Source organism: Vibrio sp. ZOR0018, assembly GCF_963865925.1.
Classification (GTDB): Bacteria; Pseudomonadota; Gammaproteobacteria; order Enterobacterales; family Vibrionaceae; genus Vibrio; species Vibrio anguillarum.
Genome location: NZ_CAWMCN010000099.1, coordinates 46,937 through 69,892, shown reverse-complemented (window position 1 = coordinate 69,892; position 22,956 = coordinate 46,937). Strand labels below are relative to the sequence as shown.

The 22,956-nt window shown below is 45.3% G+C and carries 21 protein-coding genes; 20 read left to right on the top strand and 1 reads right to left on the bottom strand.

The features are described 5' to 3' along the window. Positions 1-37 precede the first annotated feature (37 nt). A complete protein-coding gene (map, locus tag AACR75_RS06790) occupies positions 38-880 on the bottom strand; it encodes a type I methionyl aminopeptidase (RefSeq protein ID WP_017044011.1) in 843 nt (280 codons plus the stop codon). 384 nt (positions 881-1,264) lie between these two features. On the opposite strand from map, the gene rpsB reads away from it, so the two are divergent. From rpsB to glnB, 20 genes are all read left to right on the top strand, one after another. Then, the gene (gene rpsB, locus AACR75_RS06785; RefSeq protein ID WP_013856204.1) at positions 1,265-1,996 is read left to right on the top strand and encodes a 30S ribosomal protein S2; all 732 of its coding nucleotides are present in this window, start codon (positions 1,265-1,267) and stop codon (positions 1,994-1,996) included. Between the two features lie 128 nt (positions 1,997-2,124). Then, entirely contained in the window at positions 2,125-2,970 is an 846-nt protein-coding gene (tsf, locus tag AACR75_RS06780; RefSeq protein ID WP_013856205.1) for a translation elongation factor Ts, read from the top strand. 152 nt (positions 2,971-3,122) lie between these two features. After that, positions 3,123-3,854, top strand: coding sequence for a UMP kinase (pyrH, locus tag AACR75_RS06775; protein ID WP_010320123.1), 732 nt, complete (start codon positions 3,123-3,125; stop codon positions 3,852-3,854). A gap of 35 nt (positions 3,855-3,889) precedes the next feature. Then, positions 3,890-4,447 carry a ribosome recycling factor gene (frr, locus tag AACR75_RS06770; RefSeq protein ID WP_010320122.1) on the top strand — a complete coding sequence of 186 codons (558 nt, stop codon included), beginning with the start codon at positions 3,890-3,892 and terminating at the stop codon, positions 4,445-4,447. 95 nt (positions 4,448-4,542) lie between these two features. Then, positions 4,543-5,298, top strand: coding sequence for an isoprenyl transferase (locus AACR75_RS06765; protein ID WP_047689282.1), 756 nt, complete (start codon positions 4,543-4,545; stop codon positions 5,296-5,298). Between the two features lie 13 nt (positions 5,299-5,311). Then, complete coding sequence (locus AACR75_RS06760; protein WP_013856208.1) at positions 5,312-6,154, top strand: phosphatidate cytidylyltransferase; 843 nt, start codon at positions 5,312-5,314, stop codon at positions 6,152-6,154. A 48-nt stretch (positions 6,155-6,202) separates the two neighbouring features. Continuing rightward, a complete protein-coding gene (gene ispC / locus AACR75_RS06755; RefSeq protein ID WP_019282312.1) occupies positions 6,203-7,411 on the top strand; it encodes a 1-deoxy-D-xylulose-5-phosphate reductoisomerase in 1,209 nt (402 codons plus the stop codon). Beyond that, the gene (gene rseP, locus AACR75_RS06750) at positions 7,408-8,766 is read left to right on the top strand and encodes a sigma E protease regulator RseP (protein WP_047689280.1); all 1,359 of its coding nucleotides are present in this window, start codon (positions 7,408-7,410) and stop codon (positions 8,764-8,766) included. The genes ispC and rseP overlap by 4 nt, the downstream gene beginning before the upstream one ends. 48 nt (positions 8,767-8,814) lie before the next feature. Continuing rightward, positions 8,815-11,247: an outer membrane protein assembly factor BamA gene (gene bamA, locus AACR75_RS06745; RefSeq protein WP_017046601.1), complete on the top strand. Its 2,433-nt coding sequence runs from the start codon at positions 8,815-8,817 to the stop codon at positions 11,245-11,247. 15 nt (positions 11,248-11,262) lie between these two features. Beyond that, positions 11,263-11,772, top strand: coding sequence for an OmpH family outer membrane protein (locus AACR75_RS06740; protein ID WP_013856212.1), 510 nt, complete (start codon positions 11,263-11,265; stop codon positions 11,770-11,772). A 7-nt stretch (positions 11,773-11,779) separates the two neighbouring features. Next, complete coding sequence (gene lpxD, locus AACR75_RS06735; protein WP_047689277.1) at positions 11,780-12,811, top strand: UDP-3-O-(3-hydroxymyristoyl)glucosamine N-acyltransferase; 1,032 nt, start codon at positions 11,780-11,782, stop codon at positions 12,809-12,811. 116 nt (positions 12,812-12,927) lie between these two features. Beyond that, positions 12,928-13,359, top strand: a complete 432-nt coding sequence (fabZ, locus tag AACR75_RS06730; RefSeq protein ID WP_026027636.1) for a 3-hydroxyacyl-ACP dehydratase FabZ — start codon at positions 12,928-12,930, stop codon at positions 13,357-13,359. Position 13,360: 1 nt separating this feature from the next. Next, a complete protein-coding gene (gene lpxA, locus AACR75_RS06725) occupies positions 13,361-14,149 on the top strand; it encodes an acyl-ACP--UDP-N-acetylglucosamine O-acyltransferase (RefSeq protein WP_026027915.1) in 789 nt (262 codons plus the stop codon). A 105-nt stretch (positions 14,150-14,254) separates the two neighbouring features. After that, positions 14,255-15,403 (top strand): lipid-A-disaccharide synthase, encoded by a 1,149-nt coding sequence (gene lpxB / locus AACR75_RS06720; RefSeq protein ID WP_017046603.1) that lies wholly within the window; start codon positions 14,255-14,257, stop codon positions 15,401-15,403. Positions 15,404-15,446: 43 nt separating this feature from the next. Beyond that, positions 15,447-16,058, top strand: coding sequence for a ribonuclease HII (gene rnhB / locus AACR75_RS06715; protein ID WP_026027914.1), 612 nt, complete (start codon positions 15,447-15,449; stop codon positions 16,056-16,058). A gap of 81 nt (positions 16,059-16,139) precedes the next feature. Then, positions 16,140-19,619: a DNA polymerase III subunit alpha gene (dnaE, locus tag AACR75_RS06710; protein WP_017047313.1), complete on the top strand. Its 3,480-nt coding sequence runs from the start codon at positions 16,140-16,142 to the stop codon at positions 19,617-19,619. Between the two features lie 47 nt (positions 19,620-19,666). Continuing rightward, positions 19,667-20,626, top strand: coding sequence for an acetyl-CoA carboxylase carboxyl transferase subunit alpha (gene accA, locus AACR75_RS06705; RefSeq protein ID WP_013856219.1), 960 nt, complete (start codon positions 19,667-19,669; stop codon positions 20,624-20,626). A gap of 132 nt (positions 20,627-20,758) precedes the next feature. Next, positions 20,759-22,069: a tRNA lysidine(34) synthetase TilS gene (gene tilS, locus AACR75_RS06700; RefSeq protein WP_047689272.1), complete on the top strand. Its 1,311-nt coding sequence runs from the start codon at positions 20,759-20,761 to the stop codon at positions 22,067-22,069. Positions 22,070-22,129: 60 nt separating this feature from the next. Then, the gene (locus AACR75_RS06695) at positions 22,130-22,441 is read left to right on the top strand and encodes a c-type cytochrome (protein ID WP_026027913.1); all 312 of its coding nucleotides are present in this window, start codon (positions 22,130-22,132) and stop codon (positions 22,439-22,441) included. A gap of 110 nt (positions 22,442-22,551) precedes the next feature. After that, entirely contained in the window at positions 22,552-22,890 is a 339-nt protein-coding gene (gene glnB / locus AACR75_RS06690; protein ID WP_010320105.1) for a nitrogen regulatory protein P-II, read from the top strand. Positions 22,891-22,956: the final 66 nt, after the last annotated feature.

The following is a 22,956-nucleotide window of genomic DNA, read 5'->3' as shown; positions in this document are numbered from 1 at the left end:
GAGGGATATTGATTGATAAGGTTTTGGTTCGATGTAATTAGGCGTTATGCATCAGACGCGGAATGGTTTCTTCTTCACGCAGCGTCAGCACTTCACAGCCAGTGGCGGTAACCAAAATGGTGTGTTCCCACTGCGCTGAGTTTTTGCCATCGGCGGTGTAAACCGTCCAATTGTCTTCATCATCAAGGCGGCAACCAAATTTACCCGCATTAATCATGGGCTCGATAGTGAAAATCATCCCTTCACGCAGTACGGTTCTGTCGCCGTTTTTATAGTGAACCACTTGTGGTTCTTCATGAAATTGAGCGCCAATACCGTGGCCGCAATAATCTTTCACAATCGAAAATTTAAGGCGTGGGTTATTTTTATTATTGGTTTTAATGTGTTTTTCGATCGCAGTACCAATCTCACCCAATTGAACTCCGGGTTTGACCTTCTTCATGCCGATATAAAGACACTCTTGCGCAACAAGACATAGGCGCTTATCTGCTGGCGACACTTCACCGACAAAGAACATCTTTGAGGTATCACCGTGGTAGCCATCTTTAATGACTGTGATATCAATGTTCAGAATATCACCCTCTTTCAGTACCGCTGGACGCTGTAATTGCCCATACTGCGTATCTTGAGTTGCCGGAATGCCGTGACAAACAATGTGATTGATAGAGGTACAGATCGATTTAGGAAAACCGTGGTAATTCAATGGTGCTGGAATAGCTTGCTGTACTTCAGTGATGTACTTGTGGCAGATCTGGTCAAGTTCTTCAGTGGTGATGCCCACTTTTACATGCGGTTCAATCATCTCAAGGACATCGGCAGCCAGTTTACCCGCGACGCGCATTTTGGCTATTTCTTCAGCAGTTTTGATTTTTACAGACATCGGCTTTCTCTATGCATTAATTCTTAAGCACTTAACTGTGCGAATGGGCGTTATTCTAGCAGTGCATGGATGAATCGCAAGGGATCCCTGTCGGTAAGTAAGAATTGTTTGCATAACTACAGCTTACCTAGGCCATGATGTGTCGTATTTTTTTCTAGCCAGAGAAGGGCTAAATATGGTATAAAGCGCGCCGGAATCGAAGTGCGTTTTCTTCTGAAATGACGAAGCCCACCTTCCTTTCTAAACACATTATCTTTAAATCACACACATTCCGACACGTGTTCCGGGGTGCTCCAACAATAAAACTATCGGCAACAACCGAATAGATGTTAGGGGTCGGATACATGGGGAATGTGGAGGCCTAACCCCATAGAGGATTTTTAAATGGCAACTGTATCAATGCGCGACATGCTAAAAGCTGGTGTTCACTTCGGTCACCAGACTCGTTACTGGAACCCAAAAATGAAGCCATTCATTTTTGGTGCTCGTAGCCGTGTTCACATCATCAACTTAGAAAAAACTGTTCCTATGTTCAACGAAGCTCTAGCTGAGCTACAAAAAGTTGGCGAGAAAAAAGGTAAAGTTCTTTTCGTTGGTACTAAACGCGCAGCATCTGAAGCTGTTAAAGAAGCGGCTATCGCAAGCAACCAATTCTACGTTAACAACCGCTGGTTGGGCGGCATGCTAACTAACTGGAAAACTGTTCGTCAGTCAATTAAGCGTCTAAAAGAGCTTGAAATTCAAGCAACAGATGGCACTTTTGATAAGCTAACTAAGAAAGAAGCTCTAATGCGTACTCGTGAAATGGAGAAGCTAGAGAAATCTCTTGGTGGTATCAAAGATATGGGCGGTCTACCTGACGCACTATTCGTTATCGATGCAGATCACGAGCACATTGCAGTTAAAGAAGCAAACAACCTAGGTATCCCAGTTTACGCTGTTGTTGATACTAACTCTAACCCAGATGGCGTTGACTACATTATCCCTGGTAACGACGACGCAATCCGTGCAATCCAGCTTTACCTAAATGCTGTTGCAGAAACGGTTAACGAAGGTCGTAACAAAGATGCAGCTGCACTTGCTGCTGCAAAAGACGGTTTCGTAGAAGCAGAATAATAGCGGCTCTGAGTCACACTTGATTATATGTGTCACACGATTGATGCATTGAACAAGTTATAGTTAGCATCAGGGGCCAAACAATCGGCCCCTGATTTTTACCACCAGAATCAACTGAGGAATAGAGAATGGCAACTGTAACTGCTGCTCTAGTAAAAGAACTGCGCGAGCGTACTGGCGCAGGTATGATGGAATGTAAAAAAGCGCTTGTAGAAGCAAACGCTGACATCGAACTAGCAATTGAAAACATGCGCAAAAGCGGCGCAGCTAAAGCAGCGAAAAAAGCAGGTAACATCGCAGCTGAAGGTACTATCCTAATTAAAGAAGCTGATGGTTTTGCAGCACTTCTAGAAGTGAACTGCCAAACTGACTTCGTAGCAAAAGACTCAAGCTTCCTAGCGTTCGCTAACGAAGTTCTAGCTGTTGCACTTGCTGAGCGTCTAGATATCGCAGCACTTCAAGCTAAATTTGAAGAAGCACGTATTGCTCTTGTTGCTAAAATTGGTGAAAACATCACTATCCGTCGCGTTCATTACATTGAAGGCGCTAAAGTAGGTTCATACCGCCATGGCGACCGTATCGGTGTTGTGGTTGCTGGTGAAGCGGATGAAGAGACCATCAAACACGTAGCAATGCACGTTGCTGCTGCAAAACCTGAGTACGTGAACCCTGAAGATGTACCAGCAGAAGTTGTGGCTAAAGAGCGTGAAATCCAAATCGAAATCGCAATGCAATCTGGCAAGCCAGCAGCAATTGCTGAGAAAATGGTTGAAGGCCGCATGACTAAGTTCACAGGTGAGGTATCACTTACTGGTCAAGCGTTCATCATGGATCCTTCTCAAACTGTTGGCGCAATGCTGAAAGCTAAAGGCGCAACCGTTACTAACTTCGTACGTCTAGAAGTTGGTGAAGGTATTGAGAAAGCTCAAGAACTTAGCTTCGCTGAAGAAGTTGCAATGGTTCAAAAAGGTTAATCCTAGCGATTTTGCCTAAAAAGAGACCGTAGCCAAGGCTGCGGTCTTTTTACGAATGGCATATTGAGACTAATTGTGATGATTTAGAATTCAGTATTCAGTTTTAAATCATGACTGTTAATTAACAACTCTCTATTTGGAAGGTAAGCTCCATGACTACGAACCCTAAACCAGCCTATCAACGTATCCTGTTAAAACTTAGCGGTGAAGCGCTACAAGGCGAAGAAGGTTTTGGTATTGATCCTGCGGTGTTAGATCGCATGGCACAGGAAGTAAAAGAACTGGTTGAACTGGGTGTTCAAGTGGGTGTTGTCATCGGCGGCGGTAACTTATTCCGTGGCGCAGGTCTTGCTGAAGCGGGCATGAACCGTGTTGTGGGCGACCACATGGGAATGCTGGCAACCGTAATGAATGGTTTGGCAATGCGTGATGCTTTGCACCGTGCTTATGTGAATGCGCGCGTGATGTCTGCCATTCCTCTTAAAGGTGTGTGTGACGATTACAATTGGGCCGATGCTATCAGCCAACTACGTCAAGGACGTGTTGTGATCTTCTCAGCGGGTACTGGTAACCCGTTCTTCACAACCGATTCTGCTGCCTGTTTGCGCGGTATTGAAATTGAAGCGGATGTGGTTCTAAAAGCGACAAAAGTAGATGGCGTATTTAGTGCAGACCCAGTGGCAAACCCAGACGCAGAACTGTATGATAAGCTGTCTTATACAACCGTGCTTGAAAAAGAGCTAAAAGTGATGGACTTGGCCGCGTTTACGCTAGCGCGTGACCATAAAATGCCAATCCGCGTATTTAATATGAACAAACCGGGCGCACTACGTCGCGTGGTAATGGGTGAAGCGGAAGGTACACTAATTAGCACCGCTGACTAATCACTCCAAAACAAAAAAACAAGTAGGTGATATTTGTGATTAACGAAATCAAGAAAGACGCTCAAGAGCGTATGGATAAGAGCGTAGATGCCCTGAAAAACAACCTTTCTAAGGTACGTACTGGTCGCGCTCACCCAAGTTTACTCTCCGGCATTTCTGTCGATTACTATGGTGCTTCGACACCGCTGAATCAAATCGCTAACGTTGTAGCTGAAGATGCACGTACTCTCGCGATCACTGTTTTTGATAAAGAGTTGACGCCAAAAGTTGAAAAAGCGATTTTGATGTCTGATTTGGGTCTAAACCCAATGTCTGCAGGTACGGTTATTCGTGTACCACTGCCACCACTGACCGAAGAACGTCGTCGTAATTTGGTGAAAATTGTTCGTGGTGAAGCCGAAGGTGGTCGCGTTGCGGTTCGCAACATTCGTCGTGATGCCAATGGCGACTTAAAAGCTCTACTGAAAGATAAAGAAATCTCTGAAGACGAAGATCATAAAGCGCAAGAAGAGATTCAAAAACTTACCGATGTAGCGATTAAGAGAATTGATGAAGTTCTTGCTGCAAAAGAAAAAGAGTTAATGGAAGTTTAATTCGCTCTTTTTAGCCTTTCTAAAACGCTGTGCTCACAGTGCAGCGTTTTTTTATGCTATTTTGCCCTATCAGTTTGGTAATCAATTAATTTCTTATGCAAAACTCATCCCTCTCATCTGATGTATTACCCCAACACATCGCAATCATTATGGACGGAAATGGCCGTTGGGCTAAAGCGCAAGGTAAACCTCGTGTATTTGGTCATAAGAATGGTGTAGCAGCGGTCCGAAGAACGATTTCTACTGCAGCGAAATTGGGTATTAAAGCCGTTACTTTGTTTGCCTTTAGCAGTGAAAATTGGCGGCGTCCGGAAGCTGAAGTGGGCGTGTTGATGGAGTTATTTATTACTGTGCTATCCACAGAAGTAAAAAAGCTGCATAAGAACAATCTGCGTCTTAGAGTCATTGGTGATAAAACACGTTTTAGCTCACGCTTACAAACAAAAATCGCTCAGGCAGAAGAGTTAACCTCATCAAACAGTGGCATGGTCGTTAATATCGCCGCAAACTATGGCGGAAAATGGGATATCACAGAAGCAATGCGCTCTATCGCGGTCAAAGTGGCGAGCGGTGAGCTTTCTCCTGATCAGATTGACGAGACGCTGATTACACAGTCGCTAACGATGTCTGATATTCCTGAAGTGGATTTGCTCATTCGTACCAGCGGTGAATGTCGTATTAGTAATTTTATGTTGTGGCAATTGGCCTATGCAGAGATGTACTTTACACCGATTTACTGGCCTGAGTTTGGTGAAGAAAGTTTAATTGAAGCAGTGACTTGGTTTGTTAACCGTGAACGCCGTTTTGGCTGCACAGGGGAACAGGTTAAGGCATTGATGGAACAGAGATAAAGGATCCATTAGTTTGAAGCAACGAATTATCACGGCGCTCATATTAGCTCCACTGGTGATGCTGGGCATTTTTGAACTGCCACTCCCCCTATTTATGGCCGTTTTGGCCCTTGTGGCGCTCGTCGGTGTATGGGAATGGACGCAGTTTATCGATTCGACATCTAGGTATCTGGCGCTGTTACCCGCCATTATCATTGGTGGAGCAAGTTACCTACTGATTTCCCCTGATGCCGTTAGCCTAGCCAGCATGAACTCGAATCACTATGTGATATTAAGTATTGGGGTTGCTTGGTGGCTGTTTTCTAGCTTTTTAGCTATTACCTATCCAAAATCCCGCCCATGGTGGGAAAAGTCTAATCTACTTAGGCACCTCTTTGGTGTGCTTACGCTACTTCCTTTTTTCTGGAGCGTACTTTTTTTACGCGCAGAAGCCTTTTTGAGTGAGCCATACCATGGTGCTAAGTTGGTGCTATTTGTCTGCTTAATTGTTTGGGCTGCAGACAGTGGCGCTTATTTTGCGGGCAAAAGTTTTGGTAAGCACAAAATGGCGCCAGCAGTCAGTCCAAATAAAACCATTGAAGGGTTGATTGGTGGCATTATTACGGCATTGATTGTGGCGTGGTTTACTGCTGATTGGTTTGATATCCGGTTTACAAACACGCTGTCGATGGTCGGTATTACATTAGCGACTGTGATTATCTCTGTGCTCGGTGATCTGGTCGAAAGTATGTTTAAGCGCGTTTCAGGAATTAAAGACAGCAGTAATATTATTCCTGGGCATGGTGGCGTTTTGGATCGTATCGATAGCCTGACGGCTGCATTTCCTGTTTTTGCTCTACTGTATTTCATTTTCTAATGCTTGGGTTAAGCTGTCTTACCCCAATCTTAATTCACGGTTGTTGCTATGCGTAAGTTAACGATTCTCGGGGCCACAGGTTCAATTGGGGCAAGCACATTAAAAGTCGTGGCTCAAAATCCCGAACACTTTTCCGTTGTGGCTTTAGCCGCGGGAAATAATGTCAATAAAATGCGTGAGCTATGCCAGCGTTGGCAGCCAGTTTATGCGGTAATGGCAAACCAAAAGGCGGCGGATGAGCTTTTAGCTCAATTGCAGTCATTGAACTTAAAAACAACCGTATTATTTGGTGAAGACGCCATGTGCCACGTCGCCGCATTAGATGAGGTGGATACGGTGATGGCGGCGATTGTTGGTGCAGCAGGTTTGTTACCAACCATGGCCGCGGTAAAGGCGGGCAAGCGTGTTTTGTTGGCAAACAAAGAAGCCTTGGTGATGTCTGGCCAATTGTTTATTGATGCGGTCGAAAAACACGGTGCGGAATTGCTCCCTGTCGATAGCGAACATAACGCGATTTTTCAATGCTTACCCCCTGAAATACAAGGCTCTTTGGGTCGCTGTGATTTACAAGAACATGGTGTGCAACATATTCTGCTCACGGGTTCTGGCGGCCCTTTTCGCTATAGTGATTTATCCACGTTAGCTGATGTTTCACCACAGCAAGCGATTGCTCATCCTAACTGGTCGATGGGGCCGAAAATTTCGGTTGATTCCGCTACCATGATGAACAAAGGTTTGGAATATATTGAAGCTAAGTGGTTGTTTAATGCATCGAAACAGCAATTAAAAGTGTTAATCCACCCACAGTCGGTGATCCACTCTATGGTGCAGTACCGCGATGGTTCGGTGCTTGCGCAAATGGGGGAACCCGATATGTCCACGCCAATTGCTTTAACTCTCTCTTATCCAGAACGCATTACTGCGGGTGTTCCGGCACTGGATTTTACCAAATTAAGTAATTTGAGTTTTATGGATGTGGACTACGAGCGTTATCCTTGTTTGGGATTGGCGATTGATGCTTGCTATCAAGGGCAACATGCCACCACCTCTTTAAATGCAGCCAACGAAATAGCCGTTGAAGCTTTTTTAAATAAGCAAATTCGTTTTACCGATATCGCACAAGTTAATGAACGTGTATTGTCAAAAGTGTGTGCAGCACATACTCAGTTACATTGCTATGACTTGGAAAGCTTGTTAGAGCTCGATAGAATGGCGCGCACTATTGCCCAGCAAATCATACAAGAGCATTTATTATGAGTGGTATTTTGTGGAATTTCGTCTCTTTCATCATTGCGTTAGGTATATTGGTTGCTGTGCATGAATTTGGTCATTTTTGGGTAGCTCGTCGCTGCGGAATTAAAGTCGAAAAATTTTCCATTGGCTTTGGTAAATCACTTTGGAGCCGAGTAGCCAAAGATGGCACCGAGTACAACCTCTCAATTATTCCTCTCGGCGGCTACGTTAAAATGCTCGATAGCCGTGTTGATGATGTTCCAACTGAATTAAAATCCTTAGCTTTTGACCAAAAACCATTGTGGAAACGTGTCGCTGTCGTGAGTGCTGGGCCTGCTTTTAACTTTTTCTTCGCCATTTTTGCCTATTGGCTCGTGTTCTTAATTGGTGTTCCAGCGGTAAAACCTGTGATTGGCGAAATTGCCCCGCAATCGATCGCCGCTCAAGCGGGTTTAGAGTCAGGAATGCAGATCAAAGCAGTCTCAGGAGTGAATACCTTAGATTGGGAATCGGTCAATATGGGGCTGATTAGCCATATTGGTGATGAACAATTAACGCTCACCGTCGGAACCAATAATGAAATTGGTGTGGATGAAATCAAAACATTAGATATCCGTTCTTGGAACTTTAACCCAGAAACAGAGTCTGCTATGGGAGCGTTAGGTTTTAAACCATTTGTTCCTGAAATATCGCTGACGCTAACCAATGTTTCTCAAGGCAGCGCCGGAGAGAAGGCCGGGTTAGAAGTTGGCGACACCTTGATCGAAGCCAACGGTGTGAAGATAAACCATTGGCAGCAAGTTGTGGAGTTGATACAAAGCCATCCCAATCAGCCAGTTTCATTGGTTGTTGTGCGTGATGAACAACGCTTGACTATCGAGCTTACGCCTGACGTTCGTGAGTTACCGCAAGGCAAAACGATAGGTTTTGCGGGAATCGCTCCTAAAGTCGCAGAATGGCCGGAAAGTTATCGATTTGAGCTGCAATATGGTGTATTTGAATCAGTCGGAAAAGCGGTTGAAAAAACACAGCAAGTGATCAACCTAACCGTCAGTATGTTGAAAAAACTGGTGGTCGGTGATGTGGGGTTGAATAATCTGAGTGGGCCGATTTCGATTGCCAAAGGAGCTGGAACTACCGCTGACTATGGTTTGGTCTATTTCTTGGGTTTTCTGGCTCTGATTAGTGTCAACTTAGGCATTATCAATCTAGTACCACTGCCAATGTTAGATGGCGGACACTTACTGTTTTTTGCAATTGAAGCCGTTATTCGTCGTCCTGTCCCAGAGAAGATTCAAGAAATGGGATACCGAATTGGTGGGGCGATCATCTTTTCTTTGATGGCTGTGGCAATATTTAATGATTTTAGTCGCCTGTGATTTGTAACCATTAGGCAGAAGTTGTAGCAAGGAATAACAAGAATAAATATGGCAATGAAACAGATCCTTTTCGCGACACTATTGGCAACCAGCCTCTCAGCACATAGTGCCGAGAATTTCGTAGTGCAGGATATTCAAATTGAAGGGCTTCAACGCGTTGCGCTCGGCGCCGCATTGCTTAAAATGCCCGTTCGAATTGGCGATACCGTTGATGCACAAGATGTCGCGGATATTATCAAAGCACTTTACACTTCGGGCAACTTTGAAGACATCAAAGTATTACGAGACAACAACGTTCTGATCGTTCAGGTTAAAGAACGTCCAACCATTGCAAGTGTTTCCTTCTCTGGAAATAAAGCGATCAAAGAAGAGCAGTTGCAGCAGAATCTTGATGCATCCAATATCCGCATCGGTGAGGCGCTTGATCGTACGACCTTGAGCAACATTGAAAAGGGGTTGGAAGATTTTTACTACAGCGTGGGTAAGTACAACGCGACCGTAAAAGCGGTGGTGACACCTTTACCTCGCAACCGTGCTGACCTTAAATTTGTGTTCAGTGAAGGGGTTTCTGCGAAAATCCAGCAAATCAACTTTATTGGCAATGAAGTGTTTAGTGACCAAGATTTACTGTCACGCTTCAATTTGAATGTCGATGTGGCGTGGTGGAATTTCCTCTCTGATGATAAATACCAAAAGCAGGTCTTAGCCGCTGATATTGAAGCTTTGCGCTCTTTCTACCTCGACCGTGGCTACTTAAAGTTTCAAGTCGATTCCACGCAAGTTGCTATTTCTCCTGATAAAAAAGGCGTTTATATCACTTTAGGCATTAGCGAAGGTCAGCCTTATAAAATCAAAGACGTTAAATTCCGCGGAGAGCTGATTGGCAAAGAGGCTGAATTTACCGCTTTGATCCCGTTTGAAGCCGAGGAAACCTATAACGGCTCACTGGTGACCAAGCTTGAAGAAGATGTAAAACGAGTATTGGGTGAAGCTGGCTATGCTTATCCTCAAGTTCGAACCATCCCAGAATTTAATGATGAAACGCAAGAAGTTTCCTTGGTTGTTCATGTGGAAGCGGGTAAGCGTATCTATGTCCGTGATATTCGCTTTGTCGGTAATAACTCAACCAAAGATGAAGTTTTGCGCCGCGAAATGCGTCAAATGGAAGGCAGTTGGCTGAGCTCTAAAGCGATTGATACAGGTAAGAGCCGTTTGAACCGTCTTGGCTTCTTTGAAACAGTGGATGTGCAAACCGTACGTGTACCTGGTAGTGAAGACCAAGTCGATCTGGTGTACAACGTGAAAGAGGCCAACTCAGGTAGTGTTAACTTTGGTGTCGGTTATGGTACAGAATCAGGCGTGAGTTTTCAGGTTGGTTTACAACAAGACAACTTCATTGGTTCAGGTAATCGAGTTGGCATCAATGCCATGATGAACGACTATCAAAAGAACATCAGTTTAGATTACCGTGATCCCTACTGGAACCTTGATGGTGTCAGTTTGGGTGGTAAGATTTTCTATAACCAGTTTGAGGCTTCTGAAGCAGGTATTGTTGATTATACCAATGAAAGTTACGGCACAAGTTTAACGTGGGGTTTCCCATTTGACGAATTAAACCGTTTTGACCTCGGTATCGGTTACACGCACAACAAGATCGGTAATATCGATGAGTATGTGCAAGTTAGTCAGTTCTTACAGTCTCAAGCGAGTAATCGTAGCGATGATGGCAGTTTGATCACCAATGACTTTGACGTCAACATCTCATGGACGCGCAATAATTTAAACCGAACCATTTTCCCAACGGCGGGGAATCACCAACGCGCTTTCTACAAGATGACCGTGCCGGGCTCAGACGTAAAGTATTTCAAAGCGCAGTACGATGTCCGCCAGTATTTCCCATTAACCAAAAAACATGAGTTTTCACTCTTGCTAAGAGGACGCTTAGGGTATGGTAATGGTTACGGGAAAACGGATGGTAACGATAACTTGTTCCCATTCTATGAAAACTATTATGCAGGTGGCTTTACCACTTTGCGTGGTTTTGGATCTAACTCGGCTGGACCGAAAGCGATTTATAACGATGCGACAGGCTGTAATGGCAATAATGGTGGCAACAACCGCTGCTATAGCGCAACAGATGACTCTGTCGGTGGTAACGCGGTCGCGCTGGCCAGCGTAGAGCTGATTGTACCGACGCCATTTGCCTCTGATGAAACTCGTAGCCAAATTCGCACCAGCATCTTCTTCGATATGGCCAGCGTTTGGGATACAGAGTTCGATTACAAAGATGGGAAACTCGGTTATGGTGATCAGTATTATTACGATTACTCAGATCCAATGAATTACCGTTCCTCCTATGGTGCGGCACTACAGTGGATGTCACCTATGGGGCCATTGGTATTTTCAATTGCCAAACCTATTAAAATTTATGAAGGTGATAATGAAGAGTTCTTCACTTTCACGATCGGCAGAACATTCTAATTAGAGGAAAGTATTTTGAAAAAAGCGATTCAAGCGGCAGGATTGGGCCTAGTTGTACTGAGTTCATCATTTTTTGCGCAAGCCGCTGAGGCGGCGCAGAAAGTAGGTTACATTAATACCGCGCAAGTATTCCAAGCATTACCTCAACGAGAAGTTGTGCTGCAAAAATTACAAGAAGAGTTTAAAGATAAAGGGGCAGAGCTACAGTCAATTCAAGCTGAAGCAAAAACCAAAATTGAAAAACTTAAACGTGATGGCGAACTGCTAGGTCAAGATGAGATCGAGAAGCTGCGTATTGAAATTGGTCAATTAGACAGCAAGTACAAAATCAAAGCGCAAGCGTTAGAGCAAGCCTCAGCGCGTCGTGAGAGTGAAGAGAAGCAAAAACTCTTCATGGTGATTCAAGACGCTGTGAAGAAAGTTGCGGAAAAAGAAGGTTATGACATCGTTGTTGACGTGCAAGCTATGCAATATGGTAAGCCGGACTACAACCTATCAGAGAAAGTAATTAAACAACTAAAATAATATTATTATGGCAAAACTGACTTTAGCCGAATTGGCAACCATCACCGGGGGAGAGCTGTTTGGTGATGGCTCTGCGACAGTTTCCGCTGTCGCACCTATGGATAAGGCGCAGGAAGGTTACGTAACTTTCCTCTCTAATCCCAAATATAACAAACACCTTGGTCAATGCCGCGCAACGGTGATTATGGTCAAGGCTAGTGAACGTGAATTGTGTACAACCAATGTATTGGTCGTCGCTGATCCATACGTTGCTTTTGCAAAGGTGGCGCAAGCGCTGGACACTACACCGCGACCTGCGAGTGATATCAGCTCTTCTGCGGTTGTTGCACCGGATGCCCAGCTAGGGCAGAACGTTTCTATTGGTGCAAACGCGGTCATTGAGACGGGCGTGCAGCTGGGCGATAACGTCTCCATTGGTGCTGGCTGTTTCATCGGTAAAAACGCCAAAATTGGCGCTAACACCCAGTTGTGGGCAAATGTCAGCGTTTACCACGAAGTGGAAATTGGCTCGGCGTGCCTTATTCAGTCAGGTGCCGTGATTGGTTCTGATGGTTTTGGCTATGCCAATGAGAAAGGTGAGTGGATTAAAATTCCGCAAATTGGCACTGTCCGGATCGGTAATCGAGTTGAAATCGGTGCCTGCACGACAATTGATCGTGGCGCATTAGATGACACGATTATTGAAGATAACGTCATTCTCGATAACCAATTACAGATTGCACATAACGCCTGTATTGGCTACGGCACTGCAATTGCTGGCGGTACCATCATTGCTGGCAGCACCCACATAGGCAAATATTGCATTATTGGTGGTGGTACTGTCATCAATGGCCATATCGAGATTGTCGATGGGGTCACCATTACTGGCATGGGGATGGTGATGCGTAGCATCACCGAGAAAGGCATGTTCTCTTCTGGTATTCCGTTGCAACCGAACAAAGAATGGCGTAAAACTGCCGCTCGCGTTCACCGTATCGAAGATATGCACAAGCGACTTAAAGCACTTGAAAAGTACTTAGAGCAGGAAGCGGAATCCTAATTCTACTTTTTCCCGATTAGGCTCGCCAACTGCGAGTCTTTTTCGTCTATAATGCCAAATAATTTTTGAAAGTTTTACTGTATAGGAATATGACTTTGACGACTGAAACGAAAACGATGCACATCACTGAAATTCAGAGGCTGCTTCCTCACCGTTACCCATTTCTGTTGATTGACCGTGTAATTGACTTTGAAGAAGGCAAATACCTTGTTGGCTTGAAAAATGTGTCAGTTAATGAACCTCAGTTCACTGGTCATTTTCCGCAGTTACCTATTTTTCCAGGTGTACTGATTTTAGAAGCAATGGCACAAGCAACGGGCCTACTTGCATTCAAAACCTTTGGTGCACCGAAAGATAACGAATTGTATTACTTTGCTAGTATTGATAATGCGAAGTTTCGTAAGCCTGTAGGTCCTGGCGACCAACTGATCATCGAAGTGCAGTTCATTAAAGAGCGTCGTGGTATTGCGTTGTTTAATGGCGTAGCGAAAGTTGATGGTGAGGTTGTGTGTTCAGCTGAAATGAAATGTGCTCGTAGAGAGTTTTAATATGATTCATGAAACTGCACAAATCCACCCAAGTGCGGTGGTTGAAGATGGCGCTACCATCGGAGCTAACGTCACTGTTGGTCCATTTACTTACATCACCTCTGGGGTAAGCATTGGCCAAGGTACGGAAGTGATGTCGCATGTGGTCATCAAAGGAAACACCGTCATTGGTGAAGAGAACCGTATTTTCCCTCACGCCGTCATTGGCGAAGAGAACCAAGATAAGAAGTATGGTGGTGAAGATACACGAGTCGTCATTGGTGATCGCAATGTTATTCGTGAAGCGGTGCAAATTCACCGTGGTACGATGCAAGATAAAACACAAACAGTTGTTGGCAACGACAACCTATTGTGTGTGAATGCCCATATTGCGCACGATGTGATTGTTGGTAATCATACGCACATTGGTAACAACGCAATTCTTGGCGGCCATGTGACGGTCGGTGACTATGCCGGTGTTATGGCGTTGTCGGCGATTCATCCTTTCTGTAGTGTTGGTGCTTATGCCTATATCGGTGGTTGTTCTGCTGTTGTGCAAGATGTCCCTGCTTACGTGTTAGCACAAGGTAACCATGCTTCACCATTTGGCCTTAACCTTGTTGGTTTGAAGCGAAATGGTTTTGAAAAAGCCGAAATTCGCGCGCTACAAAAAGCGTATAAAGAAATTTACCGATCAGGTAAAACGCAAGCAGAGGTCTTACCTATATTGGTTGAGATGGCGAAAGAGTACCCATCGATTCAGCGTTTTACTGATTTACTAGAAAAAACTGAGCGTGGCATTATTCGTTAGTTCGCCACTGAGTTTTGATTAATATCCGAAGATCGCTACTTGTTTAGCGATCTTTTGTCTTTTTGACGCCGCATAACGGCTGAGCGGATTCTGTTAGGAAACGATATGCACTCACATGAAAATCCCCTAAGAATAGGTATTGTTGCCGGAGAGCTTTCTGGCGATACATTAGGAGAAGGCTTCATTCAAGCCATCAAGCAGCAATACCCCAATGCACAATTTGTCGGTATTGGCGGCCCTAAAATGATTGCTCAAGGTTGTGAATCTTTATTTGATATGGAAGAGCTAGCCGTGATGGGTCTGGTTGAGGTGCTTGGCCGCTTACCGCGTTTACTGAAAGTTAAAGCGCAGTTGGTGAAGTATTTTAAAGCCAATCCGCCGGATGTGTTTGTTGGTATTGATGCACCAGATTTTAATTTACGACTAGAGCTTGATCTCAAAAAAGCGGGCATCAAAACCGTCCACTATGTGAGCCCATCTGTATGGGCATGGCGTCCCAAACGTATTTTTAAAATCGATGCGGCGACCGATCTAGTGTTGGCATTTCTTCCGTTTGAAAAAGCGTTTTACGACAAGTATCAGGTTGCGTGCGAATTTGTCGGCCATACACTGGCCGATGCCATTCCACTGCAACCCGATAAAATTGCCGCTCGTGAACTGTTGAAATTAGAGACAGATAAACAGTGGCTGGCTGTGCTACCCGGTAGCCGAGGGGGAGAAGTCGGTTTAATTGCCAAGCCATTTATTGAAACATGTCGACAAATCAAACAGAAATACCCTGATATTGGTTTTGTGGTAGCTGCCGTCAATCCCAAACGTAAACAGCAGTTTGAAACCATTTGGCAGGAGATCGCCCCAGAGCTCGATTTTGTTATTATTGAAGACACCGCGCGTAATGTCATCACGGCTGCAGATGCTGTGCTGCTTGCCTCTGGCACAGTCGCACTGGAATGCATGTTGCTCAAACGGCCGATGGTGGTGGGATACAAAGTGAACTGGCTTACCGGATGGTTGGTTCAGAAGCTTGCGATAACCGAATTTGTTTCACTGCCCAATATTTTAGCCGGAGAAGAACTGGTTCCTGAGTTCATTCTTGATGAATGCGACCCGCAACATCTGTTTCCTGCGGTCGATAGCATGCTTAGCCGTGATAATTCCTCTTTAATTGAACGTTTTACTGAAATGCATCACTGGATCCGCAAAGGCGCCGATCAACAAGCTGCCAAAGCGGTTTTAAGCTTGATTAACCATTAACGATTAAGAGCGATTGAAAAATAACGAGAGGAAAATAGACAAGATGGCAGAACAAACACTGACTCCTTTTGAATACCCTAAGGGCTATGTTTTGATTGCAGGAGTGGATGAAGTTGGTCGAGGTCCATTAGTGGGCGACGTAGTGACTGCCGCAGTAATCTTGGATCCGAATAATCCGATTGAAGGTTTAGCAGACTCGAAAAAGTTATCAGAAAAAAAACGCCTAGCGCTTTTTCCTGAAATTCAACAAAAGGCGCTCGCTTGGTCTGTTGGCCGCTGTTCACCAGCTGAAATTGATGAGCTTAATATTCTTCAAGCGACTATGGTGGCGATGCAACGCGCGATTGCAGGTCTAGCGATTCAACCTGATTTGGCTTTAATTGATGGCAACCGTGTCCCACAATTACCGATGCATGGTATCGCAGTCGTCAAGGGTGATATGCGTGTGGCGCAAATCAGCGCCGCCTCAATCATTGCTAAAGTGGTACGCGATAAAGAGATGGAAGCGCTCGATAAATTGTACCCACAATTTGGCTTTGCTCAACATAAGGGCTATCCAACTAAAGCGCATTTTGCCGCGATCGAACAACATGGCGTCATCGCAGAGCACCGTAAAAGCTTTAAGCCAGTGAAACGCGTGCTGGGAATTGACTAATTGCGGGTGTCAGCCACGAGCAGATTCGCGTAGAATAACCGCCAAATCTTGTACCAAACCTAGCATCTAGGATTTTATTGCATGCCAGAACCAAAGTTTGTCCACCTTCGTGTCCACAGCGACTTTTCTATGATCGATGGCTTGTCCAAAGTGCCACCGCTTGTGAAAAAAGTGGCCGAGATGGGGATGCCTGCCGTAGCGTTGACCGACTTCACGAACTTATGTGGTTTGGTCAAATTTTATGGTACCGCTCATAACTGTGGGGTAAAGCCGATTATCGGTGCAGATTTTGTCATGCAATCCGAGGAGTTTGGTGATGAGCTCACCAAGCTGACGGTTCTAGCGAGTGATAATGTTGGTTACAAAAATCTGACCTTACTGATCTCCGATGCTTATCTACGCGGTCATGTGCAACACCTACCTGTGATTGATAAAGCGTGGCTAGTGAAATATGCAGAAGGCTTGATTGTGCTTTCGGGTGGAAAAAGTGGTGAAATAGGCAAAGCACTGCTTAAAGGTAATCAGGCGTTAGTCGATAAATGTGTCGAGTTTTATCAAACTCATTTTGTCGATCGTTTTTACCTTGAATTGACTCGCACAGGGCGAGCCGACGAAGAGAGCTATCTGCACTTTGCTCTAGAATTGGCTGAAAATAACGATCTGCCCGTCGTTGCAACCAATGAAGTGGTGTTTCTCAGCGAAGAGTTTTTTGAAGCGCATGAAATTCGAGTAGCGATTCATGATGGCTACACCATGGAAGATCCTCGTCGGCCAAAAAATTACAGCCCACAGCAATATTTGCGCACCGAAGCGGAAATGTGTGAGCTGTTTGCCGACATTCCTGAAGCGCTGCAAAACAGTGTTGAGATTGCCAAACGGTGTAATGTTACCGTCCGTTTGGGGGAATATTTCTTGCCCGCCTTCCCAACGGAAGGAATGAAAGAAACCGAATACTTGGTGATGAAATCACAAGAAGGCCTTGAAGAGCGTCTTGAATTTCTGTTCCCCGATCCTGATGTTCGCGCACAACGTCGCCCTGAATATGATGAACGGCTGCAAATTGAGCTCGAAGTGATTAATAACATGGGGTTCCCCGGTTATTTCTTGATTGTGATGGAGTTCATCCAGTGGTCAAAAGATAACGATATTCCGGTGGGACCGGGGCGCGGATCGGGTGCGGGTTCATTGGTGGCTTACGCGCTCAAAATTACCGATTTAGATCCACTACAATATGATTTACTTTTCGAACGTTTTTTGAACCCAGAACGGGTCTCAATGCCCGATTTTGACGTCGATTTCTGTATGGATAAACGTGACCAAGTTATTGATCACGTTGCTGAAATGTATGGTCGTGATGCGGTATCACAGATCATCACCTTTGGTACTATGGCTGCCAAAGCGGTCATTCGTGACGTGGGACGCGTGCTTGGTCATCCGTTTGGATTTGTCGACCGCATTTCAAAGCTTATTCCACTAGATCCAGGAATGACACTCGAAAAGGCGTTTAAGGCTGAACCCGCGTTACCTGAGCTGTACAACAATGACGAAGACGTCAAAGAGCTGATTGATAAGTGCCGAATTCTAGAAGGGTGTACGCGTAACGCCGGTAAGCATGCGGGTGGGGTGGTGATCTCCCCAACCACAATTACCGACTTTTCGCCGATTTATGCGGATGCTGAAGGGCATTTCCCCGTTACTCAATTTGATAAGAACGATGTTGAAACCGCAGGCTTAGTCAAGTTTGACTTCTTAGGTCTACGTACCTTAACCATTATCGATTGGGCACTAGGGCTGATTAACCCGCGCTTACAACGAGAAGGCAAAGAGCCCGTTCGTATTGAAGCTATCCCGTTAGAAGACCCCGTTTCATTTCGTGTATTGCAAAATTCTGAAACCACCGCGGTATTCCAGTTAGAATCGCGCGGCATGAAAGATCTGATCAAACGTCTCCAGCCAGACTGCTTCGAAGATATCATTGCACTAGTGGCCCTGTTTCGCCCTGGGCCTTTGCAATCGGGGATGGTGGATAACTTTATCGACCGTAAACATGGCCGAGAGGCGATCTCCTACCCAGATGAAAAATGGCAACATGAGTCATTAAAAGAAATTCTAGACCCAACCTACGGCATCATCTTGTACCAAGAGCAAGTGATGCAGATCGCCCAAGTCCTAGCCGGATACACATTAGGCGGCGCGGATATGCTGCGCCGTGCGATGGGTAAGAAAAAGCCAGAAGAGATGGCCAAGCAGCGGGCGATTTTTGAAGAAGGTTCGATAAAAAACGGCGTGGATGGCGAATTGTCGATGAAAATCTTCGACTTAGTAGAAAAATTCGCCGGTTACGGGTTTAACAAATCGCACTCTGCGGCTTATGCTCTGGTTTCTTATCAAACCTTATGGTTAAAAACCCACTACCCAGCCGAATTTATGGCGGCAGTAATGACGGCCGACATGGACAACACCGAAAAAGTGGTTGGCTTAGTGGATGAATGTTTACGCATGAATCTTAAAGTGTTACCACCGGATATTAACGCCGGCTTGTACCGCTTTAACGTCGATGAAAATGGCGCGATTGTCTATGGTATTGGCGCGATCAAAGGTGTGGGTGAAGGGCCGATTGAAGCGATTTTAGAAGCGCGCACAGCAGGCGGCTATTTTAAAGATTTGTTTGATTTTTGCGCCAGAATTGATTTGAAAAAAGTCAATAAGCGTGTGATTGAAAAGCTTATTTATGCGGGTGCTTTGGATCGTTTAGGCCCACACCGTGCTGCAATGATGGCCTCATTAAATGATGCTGTGAAAGCGGCCAGCCAATTCCACCAAGCTGAAGCCTTTGGTCAGGTTGATATGTTTGGTGTATTGACTGATGCGCCAGAAGAAGTAGAACATAAATATACGCAAGTCCCCGAGTGGCCTGAGAAAGTTTGGCTTGAAGGTGAGCGCGATACATTGGGCCTTTATTTGACCGGGCATCCAATAAACGCACATATTAAGGAACTTGCGAAGTACACCAGTTGTCGACTAAAAGATGCCACGCCAACGCGACGCGATCAATCCGTCACTTTAGCGGGGTTAGTGATTGCAGCTAAAGTGATGACCACCAAGCGTGGTACGCGGATTGGTATCATGACGTTAGATGATCGTTCAGGACGTATGGAAGTGATGTTATTCTCTGATGCGTTAGAGCGGTATGCAGAGCTGTTAGAAAAAGATAGAATTTTAGTGATTTCTGGACAGGTCAGCTTTGATGACTTCAATGGTGGCCTTAAAATGTCGGCGCGCGAAGTCATGGACTTGGGCAGTGCGCGTGAAAAATATGCCCGTGGCTTGTCGATATCGATTGAACAATCACAGATAGACAGCCAGTTTTTTGAGCGCTTTAGTCAGATCTTAGAGCCTCACCGAGCAGGGACTATACCTGTCAATGTATACTACCAACGCGCAGAGGCGAGAGTGCGACTCACTCTTGGTACGCAGTGGCGTGTAACCCCAAGTGATACATTGTTAGACGAATTGAAACAGCTACTTGGCAAAGATCAGGTAGAACTCGAATTTAACTAAAATTTGGCGTCAAATATGTTGAACGCTGAGTATAAAAGGATCGGTAGATGAGCCTAAATTTTCTAGAATTTGAAAAACCAATTGCTGAACTTGAGGCTAAAATTCAGGCGCTACGCGACGTGTCTCGCCATGGTGGTGATAAGTCCGTTGATCTCGACAAAGAGATCGAACAGCTAGAAAAGAAAAGCTTAGAGCTTAAGAAGAAAATCTTTGGTGATTTAGGGGCATGGCAAGTGGCTCAATTGGCACGCCATCCACAACGCCCTTACACGCTTGATTACATCAACCATGTCTTCACTGAGTTTGACGAGTTGGCTGGTGATCGCGCTTTTGCTGATGACAAAGCGATTGTCGGCGGCATCGCTCGTTTAGAGGGACGTCCGGTGATGGTGATTGGTCACCAAAAAGGACGTGAAACGAGAGAAAAAGTAAGACGTAACTTCGGAATGCCAAAACCAGAAGGTTATCGTAAAGCACTGCGTTTAATGAAAATGGCTGAACGTTTTGGCATGCCTATTATTACCTTCATTGATACCGCAGGTGCTTATCCTGGTGTTGGCGCTGAAGAACGTGGCCAATCTGAAGCGATTGCTACAAACCTAAAAGTGATGTCAGGCTTGAAAGTGCCTGTAATTTGCAATGTTGTTGGTGAAGGTGGCTCTGGTGGTGCTTTGGCGATTGGCGTGGGTGACTACGTGAACATGCTGCAATATTCCACTTATGCGGTAATTTCGCCAGAAGGATGCGCTTCAATCTTGTGGCGAGATTCAGATAAAGCACCGCAAGCGGCTGAAGCGATGGGCTTAGTCGCTCCTCGCTTAAAAGAGCTTGAGCTGATTGATGAAATTATCGAAGAACCATTAGGTGGCGCGCATCGCGATCCAATACAAATGGCCGCCAATATGAAAGCAACACTGCTAAAACAGCTTGCTGATTTAGAGCCGCTGAATGAAGAAGCATTATTGGCTCGTCGTTATCAACGTTTGATGAACTACGGCTACTGCTAAACAGCAGAGCGGACAATAAATAAAAAGGGTTGGATTCTGTCCAGCCCTTTTTTATCTGCCCGATTTCAAGGCTGGTTTGCTTGGCGCGTTTCAAGGTAAACTGGCATCAATTCCTCTTAGCACTGAAAACCCATGTCTGAACTTTATTCGCTATTTTCACACGTTATCAATCGTCATCGCTTAGCAAGCAGCCAATTAGTCTTGGGTTTTAGTGGTGGCATGGACTCGCGGGTGATGCTTGAACTATTGGCGCAATATCGTGACGAAACCTCCTGTGAGTGCTGCGCTGTTTATGTTCATCATGGATTAAGTCAACATGCCGATGAGTGGGCCAAACAGTGCCAGCGCTGGGCCCAACACGCCGCGATCCCTTTTTTTATTGAACGGGTGCAACTCGATACCGCTAGCGGTGAAAGTGTGGAGTCATTGGCGCGTACGGCGCGTTACCAAGTTTTAGCGAAATACATTAACACTGACGATTTGTTACTAACTGGACAGCATAGCGATGATCAGATCGAGACATTTTTGCTCGCGTTAAAGCGTGGTAGTGGACCCAAAGGACTCTCTTCGATGGCACAAGCGATGCCATTTGGCGCGGGGAAAATCGTCCGTCCTTTGCTTGCGGCGACTCGCGTACAGATCGAAAGCTTTGCCGTAACCCAGAATTTGGATTGGGTCGAGGACGAAAGCAACCAAGATACCCGTTTTGATCGTAATTTTATCCGCCATCACATCACGCCAGTTCTTACGCAGCGCTGGCCGCATATTCACCAAGCGGTTGCTCGTAGTGCGACATTGTGTGCTCAGCAGCAGGTGTTGCTTGAAGAGCTGCTACAAGAGGCAATGCAAGAGGCAAAAATGCCTGATGGTAGTTTATCAATTACCGCGCTTTCTCATCGCAGCGAATTAGCACGCTATCAATTGCTAAGAATGTGGCTTGCTCAATTGGGGGAGCCAATGCCGACTCAAGAACATTTAGCGATGATTTGGCAACAAGTGGCGTCTGCGCGTATTGATGCGAATCCTCGGCTTAAACTAGGGCAAAGTGAGATCCGCCGCTTTGACCAAAAGCTATATTGCATCCAAACTTATCAAGACATTTCAGATTGGCAGGCGATGATTGTGCCCGATCAATCATTAACCTTGCCTGATGGACTAGGAAATCTGAGGTTATCGTCTCATGGTGCTAGCAAGGGAATAGCCTTGCCTGATGATTGCCATCAATTAAGCGTTACGTTTAATCCTGAAGGGCTGGCAACATGCCCCGTCGGACGAGTGGGAAGTCGAAAGCTAAAAAAATTGTTCCAAGAGTATGGCGTGCCCAGTTGGCTACGACGAAGAACGCCAATATTGATGCATCGGAATCAAGTGGTTGCGATTGCAAATTTATTTGTTGATCGTGACTTCAGTGGGCAAGATTGTGAACTCATCTGGGACAAATGAACGCTTTTCATGCAAAATTCGTATAAAACATACAATGAATATGGACATAAAGGTGGAGCAATGAAAAAAGTCGCGATTGGAATAGTTATGGGTTTTACGTTGTTAGCGGGAAGCGCGTTTGCTGGAGACCCAGCCGCAGGGCAAGCCAAAGCGGCTATCTGCGCGGCGTGTCACGGCGCAGACGGGATTGCCCTTATTCCGGGATATCCAAATCTAAAAGGGCAAAATGAGCAATACCTTATCTCATCAGTTAAAGCCTACAAGAATAAAGAGCGTAATGGTGGTTTAGCCGTCGTAATGCAAGCGCAAGCGGCAATGCTCAGTGATGCCGATATTGAAAACTTAGCGGCCTATTTCGCAAGTCTTAAGTAAATGACAGTGAACGGGTTTCAATCAGCCCAAGCGTTGCTTGGGCTTTTTATTGATTGTTTTTTTTTGCTAGCAGATAATGCCACCAATTGACGAAAGTGTAAGGGATGAACATGAAAAAAATCGAAGCCATTATTAAGCCATTTAAACTTGATGACGTCCGCGAAGCGTTAGCTGAAGTCGGGATCACGGGTATGACTGTTTCTGAAGTAAAAGGATTTGGTCGTCAGAAAGGGCATACTGAATTGTACCGTGGCGCTGAGTACATGGTGGATTTCTTACCTAAAGTGAAGCTTGAAATTGTGGTGACTGACGATGTCGCTGATCGCTGCGTTGACACCATTATTGAGACGGCGCAAACGGGAAAAATTGGTGATGGTAAAATTTTCATTACCAATATTGAACGAGTGGTACGAATTCGTACCGGTGAAGAAGACGAAGACGCTATTTAGCCGTACACCGAGAAGAAGGGAGCCAATGGCTCCTTTTTTGTCTCTTTATTAATACATCCCTACCAA

Bases quoted from the DNA above. Each gene is read 5' to 3' on its own strand.
- lpxB (WP_017046603.1), top strand. From the start codon at position 14,255: ATGCACTCACATGAAAATCCCCTAAGAATAGGTATTGTTGCCGGAGAG.
- ispC (WP_019282312.1), top strand. From the start codon at position 6,203: ATGCGTAAGTTAACGATTCTCGGGGCCACAGGTTCAATTGGGGCAAGC.
- fabZ (WP_026027636.1), top strand. From the start codon at position 12,928: ATGCACATCACTGAAATTCAGAGGCTGCTTCCTCACCGTTACCCATTT.
- pyrH (WP_010320123.1), top strand. From the start codon at position 3,123: ATGACTACGAACCCTAAACCAGCCTATCAACGTATCCTGTTAAAACTT.
- rnhB (WP_026027914.1), top strand. From the start codon at position 15,447: ATGGCAGAACAAACACTGACTCCTTTTGAATACCCTAAGGGCTATGTT.
- map (WP_017044011.1), bottom strand. From the start codon at position 880: ATGTCTGTAAAAATCAAAACTGCTGAAGAAATAGCCAAAATGCGCGTC.
- tilS (WP_047689272.1), top strand. From the start codon at position 20,759: ATGTCTGAACTTTATTCGCTATTTTCACACGTTATCAATCGTCATCGC.
- lpxD (WP_047689277.1), top strand. From the start codon at position 11,780: ATGGCAAAACTGACTTTAGCCGAATTGGCAACCATCACCGGGGGAGAG.
- AACR75_RS06765 (WP_047689282.1), top strand. From the start codon at position 4,543: ATGCAAAACTCATCCCTCTCATCTGATGTATTACCCCAACACATCGCA.
- AACR75_RS06695 (WP_026027913.1), top strand. From the start codon at position 22,130: ATGAAAAAAGTCGCGATTGGAATAGTTATGGGTTTTACGTTGTTAGCG.
- dnaE (WP_017047313.1), top strand. From the start codon at position 16,140: ATGCCAGAACCAAAGTTTGTCCACCTTCGTGTCCACAGCGACTTTTCT.
- lpxA (WP_026027915.1), top strand. From the start codon at position 13,361: ATGATTCATGAAACTGCACAAATCCACCCAAGTGCGGTGGTTGAAGAT.
- rseP (WP_047689280.1), top strand. From the start codon at position 7,408: ATGAGTGGTATTTTGTGGAATTTCGTCTCTTTCATCATTGCGTTAGGT.
- glnB (WP_010320105.1), top strand. From the start codon at position 22,552: ATGAAAAAAATCGAAGCCATTATTAAGCCATTTAAACTTGATGACGTC.
- bamA (WP_017046601.1), top strand. From the start codon at position 8,815: ATGGCAATGAAACAGATCCTTTTCGCGACACTATTGGCAACCAGCCTC.
- rpsB (WP_013856204.1), top strand. From the start codon at position 1,265: ATGGCAACTGTATCAATGCGCGACATGCTAAAAGCTGGTGTTCACTTC.
- accA (WP_013856219.1), top strand. From the start codon at position 19,667: ATGAGCCTAAATTTTCTAGAATTTGAAAAACCAATTGCTGAACTTGAG.
- tsf (WP_013856205.1), top strand. From the start codon at position 2,125: ATGGCAACTGTAACTGCTGCTCTAGTAAAAGAACTGCGCGAGCGTACT.